Annotated in this window: 10 protein-coding genes; 9 read left to right on the top strand and 1 reads right to left on the bottom strand. The window is 42.2% G+C overall.

Annotated elements, in window-relative coordinates; translation table 11 throughout:
• The first annotated feature begins 4 nt into the window (after window positions 1–4).
• From CLV99_RS05950 to CLV99_RS05925, 6 genes are read left to right on the top strand one after another with little or no spacing between them, the layout of a single operon-like run.
• Window positions 5–1,159, top strand: a complete 1,155-nt coding sequence (locus CLV99_RS05950; RefSeq protein WP_133583558.1) for a DUF1566 domain-containing protein — start codon at window positions 5–7, stop codon at window positions 1,157–1,159.
• A gap of 10 nt (window positions 1,160–1,169) precedes the next feature.
• A complete protein-coding gene (locus tag CLV99_RS05945; protein WP_133583557.1) occupies window positions 1,170–4,106 on the top strand; it encodes a SusC/RagA family TonB-linked outer membrane protein in 2,937 nt (978 codons plus the stop codon).
• Window positions 4,107–4,130: 24 nt separating this feature from the next.
• A complete protein-coding gene (locus CLV99_RS05940) occupies window positions 4,131–5,552 on the top strand; it encodes a RagB/SusD family nutrient uptake outer membrane protein (protein WP_133583556.1) in 1,422 nt (473 codons plus the stop codon).
• Window positions 5,553–5,567: 15 nt separating this feature from the next.
• The gene (locus tag CLV99_RS05935) at window positions 5,568–7,187 is read left to right on the top strand and encodes a DUF4832 domain-containing protein (RefSeq protein WP_133583555.1); all 1,620 of its coding nucleotides are present in this window, start codon (window positions 5,568–5,570) and stop codon (window positions 7,185–7,187) included.
• The gene (locus tag CLV99_RS05930) at window positions 7,168–8,826 is read left to right on the top strand and encodes a DUF4832 domain-containing protein (RefSeq protein ID WP_133583554.1); all 1,659 of its coding nucleotides are present in this window, start codon (window positions 7,168–7,170) and stop codon (window positions 8,824–8,826) included. The genes CLV99_RS05935 and CLV99_RS05930 overlap by 20 nt, the downstream gene beginning before the upstream one ends.
• A gap of 5 nt (window positions 8,827–8,831) precedes the next feature.
• Window positions 8,832–9,839, top strand: a complete 1,008-nt coding sequence (locus CLV99_RS05925) for a nucleoside hydrolase (protein WP_133583553.1) — start codon at window positions 8,832–8,834, stop codon at window positions 9,837–9,839.
• 273 nt (window positions 9,840–10,112) lie between these two features.
• Here the strand turns inward: CLV99_RS05925 and bioB are convergent, their stop codons facing one another.
• Window positions 10,113–11,195, bottom strand: coding sequence for a biotin synthase BioB (bioB, locus tag CLV99_RS05920; RefSeq protein ID WP_133583552.1), 1,083 nt, complete (start codon window positions 11,193–11,195; stop codon window positions 10,113–10,115).
• 382 nt (window positions 11,196–11,577) lie between these two features.
• Between bioB and CLV99_RS05915 the strand changes: the two genes are divergently transcribed.
• The 3 genes from CLV99_RS05915 (at window position 11,578) to CLV99_RS05905 (ending at window position 14,816) form a co-directional block, all read left to right on the top strand.
• The gene (locus CLV99_RS05915; protein WP_133583551.1) at window positions 11,578–12,297 is read left to right on the top strand and encodes a hypothetical protein; all 720 of its coding nucleotides are present in this window, start codon (window positions 11,578–11,580) and stop codon (window positions 12,295–12,297) included.
• Between the two features lie 658 nt (window positions 12,298–12,955).
• Window positions 12,956–13,537: an RNA polymerase sigma-70 factor gene (locus tag CLV99_RS05910; protein ID WP_133583550.1), complete on the top strand. Its 582-nt coding sequence runs from the start codon at window positions 12,956–12,958 to the stop codon at window positions 13,535–13,537.
• Window positions 13,538–13,649: 112 nt separating this feature from the next.
• Window positions 13,650–14,816: a FecR family protein gene (locus tag CLV99_RS05905; RefSeq protein ID WP_133583549.1), complete on the top strand. Its 1,167-nt coding sequence runs from the start codon at window positions 13,650–13,652 to the stop codon at window positions 14,814–14,816.
• Window positions 14,817–14,834 lie beyond the last annotated feature (18 nt).

Raw genomic sequence — 14,834 nt, 5'->3', positions numbered from 1 at the left:
TATTATGAGAACCAAATTTTTATCATTACTCCTTATGGGGGCAATGCTCTCTTGTGATAAGGAGGACAAGCATGTTGCTGTTCCTATTGCGCCAATCATTCTAGAGGTAACTATGCCCACTGAAAGCACTAATCTACCGAATGCTGAGGCTAAAATTCAAGGAAAGGGATTTTCGGGTCGCGATATCATCAGGTTAGTAAAGCAAGAAGAAATTTTAGATGTCGACGTTATAGCTGTATCGGACAATGATATAACCGTTCGAGTTCCTCGCCAAGCCGAAGGAATATACCGAGTTCAAGTAGAACGAGACAATCAGCAATCTCTGCTTTTGGGAAACTTTATTGTTCCTGCCGTTGTAGTCATAGATGACTTGGTATTCCCCAGCGAGATTGTTAACAGAGAATCTAGTGTTCGTATAGAGGGCAAAGGCTTTGAGACGAATGACCGTATTGTGTTAAGCAATGCGAATTATGGACAAAACATAGAGATCCCCGTTACCACTGCTGTTGATGCAGAAGGCATAAACATTCAGCTTCCAGCTCATTTATATGGTATAAATAGAGTTGTGGTCAAAAGAGAACGTAAGATAACGGTGTTGGGCGAGTTAAAAATTGCTGTTCAAGTTGGCGATGTTTTGGGAGGTGGTGTTGTCTATTTTACGACCAACTCGGGATTAAATGGGATGATAGCCAGCAAGGCCAATGTAGGCACGCCAACAGAAATGTTTGGCCCAGCAGTCTCCATGTCCAACATAGCAGGTACGAGTACCGATATGGGGGCAGGAGCACCGAACACCAACAAATTGATCCAATCCATTAACCAATATCGCTTAAATAATCCCAATTCAAATTGGAAGAATATTAAAACGGCTGCAGAGTTGTGTAGAGAGCTTGTTGTCAAGGAAGGGGATTTCGAGTTCAAAGACTGGTATTTGCCATCTCAGGATGAATTGAAAGAATTGTTCAGACAAAAAAATCTACTTGCTCAAAAAGGTGCTGCTATACCTGCCAATAACTATTGGTCTTCAAGTGAAGGTCCAGGAGATCAGGCAGGATGGTCTGCTTATTATGTCAATTTTTACGAAGCAACAAATATTGTGAGTAGCAATTCGGATAGAGAGGGATGGAAAATAGGTGTACGTCCTGTTCGGTCATTTTAAATTATAAACCATGAAGAATTTAATAAGCATATTTACAACCTTATTGATTTTATTATCATCCGATTACGCAATGGCGCAGATCAGAGGGCGGGTGGTCAATGAGCAGAAACTCGGAGTTGCGGGAGCGACTATTGAAAATTTAAAGTCCAATATAAAGACCATCACTGGCCAAGATGGACAATTTGCGATCGAGGGAAGTGCCGGTCACACGATCTTCGTATCGCATGCTCAATTCGAATCTAAAAAAATTGTCATTCAGGATGGGCAGCCACTCGAAATTATTTTGCAAGAGAACTTAAGAAATATTGAGGAGGTCGTCGCTATCGGTTACGGTACAGTCAAGAAAAAAGACCTGACAGGTGCAGTGGTTTCTATAGACGTGGAGCAGTTGAATAACAGTAAAGTGGGGACAGCTACCAGCGCATTACAAGGACTTGCTTCCGGTGTTTATGTGACCACCGGGTCTGTCAAGCCGGGAGGTGACGCTACCGTTATCATCAGAGGACAGGGATCCATAAATGCGGGTAATTCACCCCTTTATATCATCGATGGGCTACCCGTAGAGGGAGGTCTCCAGGATCTTTCTCCCCAGGATATCGAATCGATCGATGTTTTGAAGGATGCATCTGCAGCATCCATATATGGATCCAGAGGATCCAATGGCGTTGTTTTAATCACCACAAAAAAAGGCCGTAGTGGCGAAGGAAAGCTTTCTTTTCTAGCGAACTATGGTACCCAAAGGATGCTCAATAAACAGAATCTGATGGATGCAACCCAATATTTTGAATTGGCAAATACCGCAAACTCCAATTATCAGTGGACGTCTGACGAGTTAAGGTGGATCAGTAAAGGAGAAACTACCGATTGGCAAGATGCCGTGACCCAAAATGGACGATACAATAACTATAACCTTTCGCTGTCGGGTGGAAGTGATAAAGTGACCCATATGTTAGCGGTAGACTGGTACGATCAAATTGGAACAATCAAAAACTCATCTTTCAACAAAGGCTCTGTACGCTTTAATATGGATGCACAATTGAAGGACTGGATCAAAAGCGGTATACGGTTTAATGTGATCAACTCCAGCTTGAAGAATATTAATGAAGAGCAAGATTCTGGATACGGTACTATGTTCAGTGCGATAAGCTCACAACCTACGGCGCCGATATTTCTAGAAAATGGAGCCTATTTTGATGGCTTTTTAAATACCAAAGCCAATCCCGTAGCGATGGTCGATTTGTTGGATAAGATCACTAAAAAAAGCAAAGTGATGGGTAATTTCTTTTTCGAGCTTCAACCTATTGCTAATTTGACCTTTCGTTCCGAAAATGGCGGAGACCTAGAGTTTTTTAACGTGAACTCCTACGAAGATGGACGGATGGGGCAACATTATCCCGATGGAGGGCATGCAACCAAATTCAACGGGAAGCGCATGTATCTACAGTCTGAAAATACATTCAACTACAGGTATCAGTTAGAGGCGCATAGATTTGATGCGATGGTAGGAGCGTCGGTCTCCAGAGTGACCTATGAAAATACAACCGCAGACTCTAAAAATCTTAATCCCATATTAAAATACAATAATCTTGGAGGAGCAGAAAACCATGGCCCCAACTCTTCTTATGCGGTCAATTCTTCCCTCGTTTCCTTCTACGGTAGGTTAAATTATAGCTTTCAAGATAAGTATCTGGCGACAATAAATCTTCGTAGAGATGGTTCTTCCAAGTTTGCGCCGAATAACAGGTGGAGTTTCTTCCCCTCAGCTTCGGTCGCATGGAAGGTCAGTAGCGAGGAGTTTTTGAAAGACAGCCCATTGCTCAGCAATCTGAAGATCCGCGCCTCCATTGGTCAGCTGGGGAATCAGAATATTGGCGATTTCGCTTTTGCGGCTACTATTAGCGAAGGCGGATATTGGTCAGACTATGTTTTGGGCAATAACGTGGCCACAGGTTCTGTTCAGAATACCATTAGCAATCCAGAGTTGACCTGGGAAAAATCACAACAGATAGATCTGGGAATAGATTTCGGTCTGTGGAATAACCGGATAACAGGTAGTATCGATTTGTATCACAAAAATACACGAGACCTTCTGTTCAGCGTGCCGCTTCCCAGAGAGTCAGGCTTTGAAAATTCCCTTACCAATGTTGGTAAAGTCATCAATAAAGGGATAGAGATTGGCCTAAATTCATTGAATATAAGCTCCGGTAAGTTTAGCTGGCAGACGACGATGAATTTTACCTACAATCAAAACCGTGTGACTGAATTGTACAACAACAAACAGGATATCAACAAATGGCTTTTTGTCGGCAGAACGATCAATCAGTTTTATATGCTAAAGAGTCAAGGCATCTGGCAGGAGAGCGAAGCTTCTGAAGCCGCAAGATATAATGCCCAGCCGGGAGACCGTAAAATTCTGGATTTGGATGGCAATGGCATTATCAATAGTGACGACAGAACCTTTACGGGTGAGAGTGTGCCCAAGTATTATGGTAGTTTAGGAAATACTTTCAGATACAAGGACATCGATCTCAATATCTTTTTCGTATACGCAGGGGGGCATATGATAGACAACGCATTGAACCGTTACCTACATGCATTCAATCCCTGGGGGAATATGAGCCAGGATTATTACAACGGATACTGGACTTTTGAGCGGCCTTCCAATATATTTCCGGCACCACGACTTGGTAGTCCTTTTGCCAACGGAGATGGTACAGATGCCCATTTACAGCGGGGAGATTACTTGCGCCTAAAAAATATCGAATTGGGTTACAGCTTTAGTCCGTCTTTATTCAATAGTAAGGTGAAAAGTCTGCGGGTATTTTTCTCGGCGCAGAACCTGTTGACTTTTACCGAGTTTACCGGCTTTGATGTAGAGTCTAGCGATAAGGTAAATCCATACCCTAATGCGAGAACATTTATTGGTGGTATAGCTTTGACACTCTAATATTTACAGCAATATTATTTACAGATGAAAAAGAAATTATTTTATACCGGTTTATGCTTTTTAAGTCTATTAAGCAGTTGCGAAAAGTTTTTAGACGAAAAGCCACTCAGTGTATTGACACCAGAGAATGCATACAACGACCTCAGTGATTGGAAAAAAACACTTAATGGAGCGTATGCGATGTTGCAGGCCGTATTTGTCGGAAAATACACCATTACTTTGTCCGAATTCGGTACCGACGAGGTTATCCCCTTCGATATGGGCTGGGCTGCCTACTCCGAGCTCCATTACTACACCTTCAATGACTCGCATCCTTTTCTCGCGGATCATTATAGGGTCTGTTATGAAGGGATAAAACGCAGCAATGTCGTCATCGACATTCCGGAGGGTGTCATTGATAACAATGAAAGGACAATGATGATTGCGCAAGCCAAGTTTCTGCGGGCTATCTATTATTTTGATTTGGTGCGTATGTACGGCGGTGTGCCTTTGTGGACAAAGTCATCCATCGATCGAGACGAGATTATGAAGCCCCGTGTTCCCCAAGATAAAGTCTACGAGCTGATCGTACAGGATCTAAAAGATGCCGAAAATGTTTTACCGACAAAATGGACCGTTGCTGCAGATGTTGGACGTGCCACCAAATACGCCGTTCAAGCGATGTTGGCAAGAGTGTATCTGCAATGGAAAAAACCAGAGCAAGCTTTATCTTATTGCAATGCCTTAGATGGAAAATTTAGATTATACGATAATCTAAGAGATATTTTTGACCCTAAAAACAAAAACCAAGAAATTGAAAATATCTTTGAGGTACAGTTTAAACACTCTGGCGCTTGGGGAATGGAAGGAAGTCTCCAGCATAGCTATTGGGGCCCACGTGGCGTGGGAGGTCCAACAAACTTTGGCGGCTGGGGTGGATTTGGGCCTACGCAATATGTATATGATAGTTATGAACCTACCGACAAACGTAGGCAAGCCTTCTTTCTAACGACTTTTAATGGCGTTCCTCAGGTACCCGCCTCCAATTATAAATTTTTTGATTCCACACACGGTAATGTGATAGAGGATGATAACTTAAATTTTGTGCTCATTCGCTATGCAGACGTCTTATTGATGAAAGCAGAAGCTTTGAACCTTTTGGGTGATGCCAGTGATAGCAAATATGACGCGCTTAATACCGTGAGAAGGCGCGCCGGCATTAATCCAATATTAGCTACATCAAACCTAACACAAACACAGTTTGCAGACGTACTTCTTAAAGAGCGCTTACATGAGCTCTGTTTTGAGCATTTGCGTAGATGGGATTTGATCAGATTTGGCAAGCTCAAGGAAACGATGAAAATAAGCGCAGGTGTAGATATACAAGACTATCATAATTTATACCCGATCCCTAAGGCGGCCATGGATGCCAATGAAGCCATTAAAGAAAATAATCCCGGATATTGATAAAAGACATTAATCATGAAAATAATGAATGCATGGAAGCTTTTGGTTCTGATTGTTTTTATCGGATGTAAGCCCAATTATGAAGAGGATTTTAGCCATATAAACACCAATACCGTCGAAGTGCAAGATGGGAAAGTTGTAGTAAAGCCACGTGAATACGGCAGGGCAATCCGTAACCCGATGAAGGGGCTACGTGAATTTTTTGGACCGGGATATGATGTCAAGCGATCTGAATATCCCTATCCTTTTGGCTCGATGGTCAAGGAGTATATGCAGTGGAATATGATAGAAAACCAAGAGAGTGATGGTGTAGACAAAATCATGGACTACAGCGATCACCGTTGGGGTGGTGTTGAGGATATGAACGTCAAGGTCATTCCTCGGATTTTTATCATTTGGCAGGAGCCTTGGCATGGGGGATATGCAAAAAACACGTACGTTTCTACGCCAGACGACCTCAATGGATGGCACTGGCCTAGTGATATCCCTGGGCAGATCTATTCTGCCAATATCACGATCCCGATTACGGGCGGATATTTTGATCCGAACTTTCAATATAGACTCAAAAAGCTGGTTGAGAAGGCCGGACAAGCCTGGGACAATGACCCTCGTGTAGCGTACGTCGAGATGGGGATCATCGGCGAGTGGGGCGAGCATCATGACCCATCGATCACAACATATTGGAAACCACATGACCAAGAGCAACACGTGGCCAACCGCACTTGGATACCCGGGGTTGAAAAGACCCTAGGCGATGCGTTCACTGCAGCGTTCAAAAATAAAAAGGTCATGGTGAGGTATGCTTATGAGTTCAAAGATTATGACTTTGGTATATATTGGGACTCCTTTGCCGAAGGACAAGAGCAAGAGAGGGGCTATGAAGCGATCAAACAATTAGGAGATCGTTGGAAGACACAACCTATTGGCGGTGAGATCACATGGAATTGGGGGGATATGGCCAAGTTTAAATCTTTTGAAGAAGTCATTGTTGACGCCAGCATGCGAAAAAATGTACTCGATCAGATCCGTTCCCTACACTGCAATCACTTAGGAGGCGTAACATGGGCGAATTTTAAAAACCTAGAGTTTTTACAACATGCCGAAAGCATCCAAAAGGCATTAGGGTATCGCTATGTAATCGATGAATTTGTTTATCCAACCCGTGTCGATCCCGGAAAAAATCTAAAAGTGTCATTCAAAGTCCGGAATACCGGCAGCTCTCCCTTTTATTACGATTGGCCGGTAGAGATCGCATTGGTGCACAAGAGTACACAGTTAAAAGAATGGTCTGCCGTATTATCAAATGTTAATATATCTTCTTGGATGCCGGGAGAAAACTGGGATTCTGGAAACAACCAATATACGCAGCAGGCAAAATCATACACCATCGAAGGTGACCTAGCGATCCCAAGCGATATAGCTCCAGGAGAGTACATGCTTGCTATCAGTATAAACGATCCAGCAGGCAATCTACCGAGTATTAGATTTGCAACGATAAATTATATTCAGGGTGGACGCCATCCGATGGGCTACATAGGCGTCGGGCAGCAGATAGATAATTTTGAAATAAGCCGTAATCTATTTGTAGATCTGGCGGCAGACAAAACGTTGTACTATGAGTATAAAAGAGATTAAACATAGGCAGGCCGCCGTCCTACAGATTCTTACAGGCACTTTTTTTATATTCCTGTTTTTGTATGCTGCGCATAATAATGCTTATGCGCAGTCCGGATCCCGTCGGGTCAACCTGACATTTGAAGAATACCCATATGCTTTTCGTAACCCGATGAAAGGCTTGAGAGAATTCTTTCTAAAAGGAGAAGACAAGGTTCGGGCTGATTATCCTTATCCCTATGGATCCTTAATTAAGGAATATATGCCATGGAACATGTTGGAAGAGAATAGGTCGGACGGGATAGATAAAATAATCGCCTACTCCAATTACAGGTGGCAAGGAGTAGAAAACGAAAACATAAAAGTTATACCGCGGGTCTATCTGGTATGGCTCGAGCCCTGGCACGGAGGAAAGGCCAAAGATCCAAATAATATAGACGATCTGAACGGCTGGCACTGGCCCAAAGATCTACCAGGGCAAAAGTCACCCTACAAACAGATTCCCAATTCATGGGGAGCGTATGTGGAGAGTCAGGATAGCATCGTCCCGATAGAAGGTGGTTATTTTGATGCCACTTTTCCCGAGCGGGTTAGGTTATTGGTCGAGAAGATTGGTCAAGCCTGGGATAATGATCCACGAGTCGCCTATGTGGAGATGGGAATCATCGGCGAGTGGGGCGAACATCACGATCCTAACATATCGACCTATTGGCCACCGCATGATGAACCGAAGCATGTAGACAATCGTACATGGGTGCCGGGCATAGAGCAGGTATTGGGCGATGCTTTTACCAAAGCTTTTCAACATAAAAAAGTAATGGTACGCTATGCCTACGACTTCAAGGACTACGATTTTGGTATATACTGGGATTCCTGGTCGCAGAAAGAAGAGCAGGTACGAGGTTATGATGAAATGAAGAAAATAGGCGATCGATGGAAAACTCAACCTATCGGTGGAGAAATAACCTGGAATTGGGGATCCTTAGGGAAGTTCAAGAGTTTTGAACAGGTGGTCGCAGACAAAGAGTATATGGATATCACCATTGAGCAGATCCGGAATCTACACTGCAATCACTTGGGCGGCATTACTTGGGCTGATTTTGAGGATAATGATTTTAAACGAAATGCAGATTCACTACAACGGGCGTTGGGTTATAGATTTTTTGTAGAGCGGGCGAGTTATGATCCCGTAGTCTCCAACAAGGAATTTCACCTAGACTTTACCGTCAAAAATTTAGGTTCGTCACCATTTTACTATAATTGGCCATTGGAGGTCGTACTTTTGGATCCGGTCACGCGCCGCAAAGTGTGGGGCAAAGTATTGTCTGCTATCGATATTTCCAGTTGGATGCCCGGTGATAATTGGCAGGTGGATCAGCAAAAATACTTAACACCTGCACCTGAAATCCGGATTTCAAAGAAAATCACCCTCGACAAACACTTGTCAAAAGGGGAATATATACTGGCGTTATCTATATTAGATCCTGCGGGCGATCTCCCCTCATTAAGGTTTGCTAACAAAAATTACATACAGGGGGGATATACAGCTTTAGGATATATAGGGGTCAATAGTATACCAAAGAAGCAACGCTTAGAAGCTACTGATATTGACGATATTCAACAGGATAGGAGCCTACATTACAAAATAGATAAAAACTGAAATATATGAAGAAGTACTTGTTATTCTTAGTTTTTTTTGTTTCCGGATCCATACTGACCGCACAAAAAAAGGACACGAATCCAATCCCCGTTATTTTTGATACCGATATTGGTAATGATATAGACGATGTTTTGGCTTTGCAAATGTTGATCAACTATGACCGCTCAAAAGTGATCAAATTATTGGGCGTGACCATCGGCAAATCCTACCCAAGAGTTGTCGAATACCTTGATGGTTATCTCCGGTATCAAAAGTTTAGACCCTTACCTATTGGATTTGCTTACAACGGTGTCAATCCCGAACCGTACCGATATGTGCCTGTCGCTTTAGACACTTTAGTGGATCACAAGCCTATTTTGAAACCCAAAAGAAAACTGGACTCCAGTATTCCTGAGGGCTACAAATTGCAACGTAAGTTATTGGCCAAAGAGAAAGATGGTTCTGTAGTATTCATCGCAGTAGGCCCATTGACCAATTTGCAGCGTTTATTGGATTCGGAGCCTGATGAATATAGCCCATTGAATGGTACAGAATTGGTCAATCGTAAGGTTCGCCTTTTGTCTGTGATGGCAGGTTTATATAATGACGATTTCGATTTTCCTGAATGGAATGTCGTACAGGATTTGCACGCTTCAAAAGTTGTTTTCGAGCGCTGGCCGACCTTGTTAGTAGCAAGCGGCTTTGAGGTCGGAAGCAAATTGTTGTACCCCCATCAAAGCATTCTAAATGATTTCCCTCATAAAGATCGAAATCCGCTGACCATTTCATATGAGGTATACCAGAAGATGCCTTACGATAGACAGACTTGGGACTTAACTTCTGTATTGTACGCTCTTGAACCCGATCAGGCCTATTTTGACCTATCTGCTGCGGGAAAGATTACAATTGAAAAGGAGGGACATAGCCGCTTTTCTACCCGTTCAGGCCAAAATCACCATTATCTCATCATACCACAGGAGAAACAGGCCCGTACCTTAGCGAGACTTGTTGAACTCGTCACGGGTAAGAAATAATTTTTATAAAGCATCCAGGCACTTCAGAGTGACGATCAATCTGAAGTGTTTGAATGTTTTTATAGTGACTAGCTCAATCCCGATTAGTCCTGTAATAATGGCCTATTTACATCCACAGGCAGATCCATATCACCTATATAGCTATCCTATTCCGATTCATTCCTCATAATGACTGCTTATACATACATTCTAGCGTCTTTTAGGCGCATTCATCCCAATTAGATATTCCCAAAAAACTCCCTAAAGCGGGGAACTTCAGGGAGTTCTAACTAATCAATTATTATCTTTTTCCTTTTCTATATTTCTCCTAATAAGGTGTCCCGGTCTCGTCCATTTTGGCTTTTCGCCCAGTGTTTGAAAGCAAGCATTTTCGGCTTCTATTGTTTGCGGCTGTGGACGTTTTTCAAACGGTTTTTGTAGAATCAATCCCAATTCCTCAAACATTTTCATATCCTCATTTACGTCGGGGTTAGGTGTAGTTAGCAACTTGTCTCCCGCAAAAATAGAATTAGCACCGGCAAAAAAACACAAAGCCTGACCTTCCTGGCTCATTTGCGTACGGCCCGCCGAAAGTCTCACCTGTGTTTCGGGCAATAAAATACGTGCCGTTGCCACCATTCGCACCATCTCCCAGATAGATACAGGCGCCATTTCTTCCATCGGAGTACCTTCTACAGGAACTAGTGCATTGATAGGTACAGATTCAGGGTGGGGAGATAGAGAAGCCAAAGTGATTAACATATCGGCCCGGTTTTCCATACTTTCACCCATACCGATAATTCCTCCGCTGCACACCGTGATATTCGTTTTTCTGACATTATCGATAGTCTGTAAGCGATCCTTATAGCTTCTCGTCGAAATTATTTGTTCATAATAATCTTCCGAAGAGTCGATGTTATGGTTGTAAGCATATAGCCCCGCTTCCGAGAGGCGTTTGGCCTGGTTTTCGGTAATCATCCCTAGCGTACAGCAGACCTCCATATCGAGCTTGTTCAATGTGCGGACCATTTCCAATACCTGGTCAAATTCGGCACCATCTTTTACATTCCTCCATGCAGCACCCATACAGATCCTAGAGCTTCCTCCGGCTTTTGCTTGGAGGGCCTGTGCTTTAACCTGCTCCACACTCATCAAACTTTCTGCCTTTACCTCTGTATGATAACGTGCAGCCTGAGGGCAATACGCACAATCTTCGGGGCAGCCTCCCGTTTTTATGGATACTAAAGTTGAAACCTGTACCTTATTGGGATCATGAAATTGCCTATGGACTGTTGCAGCTTCGTAAAGCAATTCCATAAGAGGTTTGTTATACAGTTCAACGACTTGTTTTTGTGTCAGTTTTTGCATCTTATCCATATTTTTGACAAGTATTCGTTTTGTAATCTAAGAAGGATACAAAGGTTATGGATTATCTGTTGCCTATAGTAGTCCGATTTAAATAAAGTGAATAGTCCGGTACAATATTTACTTCCAAGGTAGCCTAGCCCGATTAGCTGGTAGGCAAATCATTTTACCTCATCAAGTACAATATAGATGTAATGTTGTATGAAACGATATACACAAAAAAACTTCCTGGAGCGGGGAGCTTCAGTGAGTTCTCTCTTGTGTCCACTTCGGATATAATCGATTTTGTTGATGAATTATTATATCTACTTCATTTTTATGTGTTTAATGTTTTAAAGGCTATCTTAGATAAGACCATTAGCAGGTTTTTAATTTTCCCCATAGATTATGAGCTATGAAACCATCCAAGAGTCGATATTACTGCCCAGAGGCACAACGTCACAAAATCCTTTTTGAGTCAGAGAAGAAAGCGGAGGACTTCATTAGATACAATAATGAAGAGATTCGCAAGGCCACTGGCTACGCACCTGTGCGATCCTATCAATGTATAGCATGCGATGGCTGGCATGTTACAAGTAGCAGTGAGGTAAGGGATCTTCCCATCAAGACAGAGATGGTTATACAAGCTTTTAGAGAAGCTCAGGAGGAAGAAAAGAAGCGGAAGGAACAAGCTGCCGCTGTGCGCCAAGAGTGGAGAGACCGGCTCGAAGCCGCTGCTGCAAACCTCCAGATGCAAATCGATGTTATAAAAGAGCAGATCGATAACAAAGGCGATAAAAATATAGTAATCAGTTTAATAGAAGAAGCCTTTCAGGTATTTGCTAGATTGGGTAAAGCTGCAAAGTTTAGGAAGCACAAGCGAGATCTAGAAAGGGAATTATACCGGCTCGAATTCGGTGCTGAGCAGCTCCCCGACGATGCCGAATCCAACATTCTGGTACAGATCCAGACGATAGAATACCTGCTAGAGATTAAAAGCGATAAAGCATTAATACATCACATTATTAATGAGACTGCGAAAGCACTGCGAACTAGCCGCAACACCGTATTTGTGAAATATTCAAATGTCCAGCTAGAAGGCAAATTGAATAGACTGAAATCGTTGGTTCAGTAGTAGCTAGACAATTACTTATGCTATTTACATTTTTGGAATCTTCTTGAACTACATACGTTTTTGCAAACCGTTTGAAACGTTATAAAATGGGGCTTGTAGATTAGTTCAAAGGAGGATAGCGCTTCTTCTTGGTTTTTCATCTTTGAAAATATTTTAACAGGTAATCATAAATATTCTGAAATTCAATTCCCGTTTGGCTTTAGAAAAATGTAAGCGGGGAGGTTTACGTTGGTTGATCACTATTGATTACCGAAGTTAGCCATTAAATATGGTATTCAGCATAAGAGCTGTTTTGGAAAATAATTCTTGGTCATTTTCGCCAATGTGTGTGTTATTGTTTCCATCTTCTCATTTTTTGATGAGGTCCAAAACTGATTATAGCTAATAGTTTCATACACGAGGTTTGTTAGAAAAGCAACTAAATTGCCAGACCGAAAAATAAAAAAACGCCTGGATCGGGGAGCTTCAGGGATTTTTAGCTAACTTGTCGTTATGACGCTACTTGTTTATTTATAGTGTTTTACCATTTTATTTCGCAGGTTTCTGAGGAATATGAATTGTTTTTCCAAGAATTGTTGCTTACTTTGGCCTGTCTTCTAGGGACAGAAGCCCTAAATTTTGATAACACTATATTTTTAACGAACGATTTATAAAGCAAATGCACAGCCCTTCTCTTTTGATTGATGGATTGCATAAGAATAAGGAACAAAGCCTTATTGCCGTTTATCGTTTGTATAACAGGAAGCTGCTGTTGTTTGCTATGCGGTATGTTAAGGTTAGAGAGGCAGCGGAAGAAATCGTTGCCGATTCATTTATCAAAATGTGGAATAATAGACATTTGTTCTCGGATGAAGAAAAGCTAAAAGCCTTTCTCTATATCTGCACCAAGAATGCCTGTCTCAATTACCTTAGAAAACCTGTTCTTGAAGAGCCCTTAGAGTCTATCTTAAATACCGAGTTTGATTTGGCACAAGACGTAGATGTCTATACAAAAATGGTTCATGCCGAACTGATTGCCGCTATCTATAAAGAGGTAGAAAAGCTCTCCGAGCGCCAGCGCAAAGTCTTTCATATGAGTTTCTTGGAAGGGTTGACTGTAGAGGAGATAAGTCAACGCTTGGGGGTGAGTGCAGATGTCGTGTACGCTAATCGCTCACGTGCACTAGCGATTCTGCGTACTCATTTCAAATTGCACAATTCCGCACTGCTGAGTGCTTTGTTGTATAGCTTTTTTTCTTAAAATATCATTCTGACTAACAGTTGTTTAGGTTCTTTGTTGTGAAAATTATACTTTTTCTCGTCAGATTTCTATCTGTATCGTGTTTCTATTAATGTAATGCGATTATAAAACTATGAACCAACTTATTCCGCTATTAAAAGACTATATCAATGGATTATTGTCTCCAGAAGACAATGAGGAGCTACGTGACCTGTTCTCAAAATATCCAGATTTGAAAAAGACAGCCGACGAACTTAAAAGCGAAGAAGGGCTTCGTGAATTGTTGTTAGAGTACGAGTACATATTCGATGCAGATTTTGCCCGGCGCGAAGAGGATAATCTGAATCACATATTGACCCATATCAGAGCAGGAGAAGGCCATAATAGGCACCGTAAGCCTTGGTTCAGATATGCTATAGTGGCTTCTATCATTTTTTGTTTGGGAATAGGTGGGTATATCCTTTATCCGTTTGTCAGTGATTCTAGTAGCAATACAGAACAGTTTAGTAGCACCATCCCAGCAGGCAATAATAAAGCAATTTTGACTTTAGCAAATGGAGAGGAGATTCTTCTTAGTTCAGAACATCAAGGTATCGTTATTGATAATGAGGTTCGTTACGATGGGGGACACACTGTTGTAGATCAAGATCTAGTGGCCCGCACCCAGTTGCTGTTGAGAACTCCGAGAGGAGGACAATACCATGTAACATTGTCTGATGGAACCAAAGTATGGCTCAATGCTGAGTCAAAACTTGTTTACCCAGTCACCTTCGTTGGCGATCGACGTGAGGTCTATCTAGAGGGCGAAGGCTATTTTGAAGTCGCATCTGACAAGAAAAGGCCCTTTATTGTGAAGACCGAAAAAGAACAAGTAGAGGTGCTGGGCACCCATTTTAATATCAATTCTTACACAGACGAACGCATCTCTCGGGTTGGATTACTCGAGGGAAGTGTTAAGGTTTCTCCAGCGAGAGGCCAAGGATCTGAAATATTACGGCCAGGGCAACAGTCACTGGTTTCCACCACAGGAATATCTGTGGAGACAGTCGATATGGATGAATGTTTAGCTTGGAAGAATGGCGAGTTTATGTTTAATAATGAGAGTCTAGAGAGCATAGCACGACGTTTGGAACGTTGGTATGATATCGATATTGAACTTAGCCCCCGCATAAAGAATATTGTTATTTGGGGAGCTGTATCCCGCTATGAAGATTTTGATACAGTTATGGAGGTTATCAAAAGAACCGATAAACGTATCACATATAGCATGCAAGGAAGGAGGACTGTGGTTATGAAGTAAGTGCATAGCTAGAACTTA

Origin of the sequence: Sphingobacterium yanglingense (assembly GCF_004363245.1) — a bacterium.
GTDB lineage: Bacteria > Bacteroidota > Bacteroidia > Sphingobacteriales > Sphingobacteriaceae > Sphingobacterium > Sphingobacterium yanglingense.
Note: the sequence above shows the minus strand (reverse complement) of the source record. Positions and strands in the feature narration are given on the sequence as shown.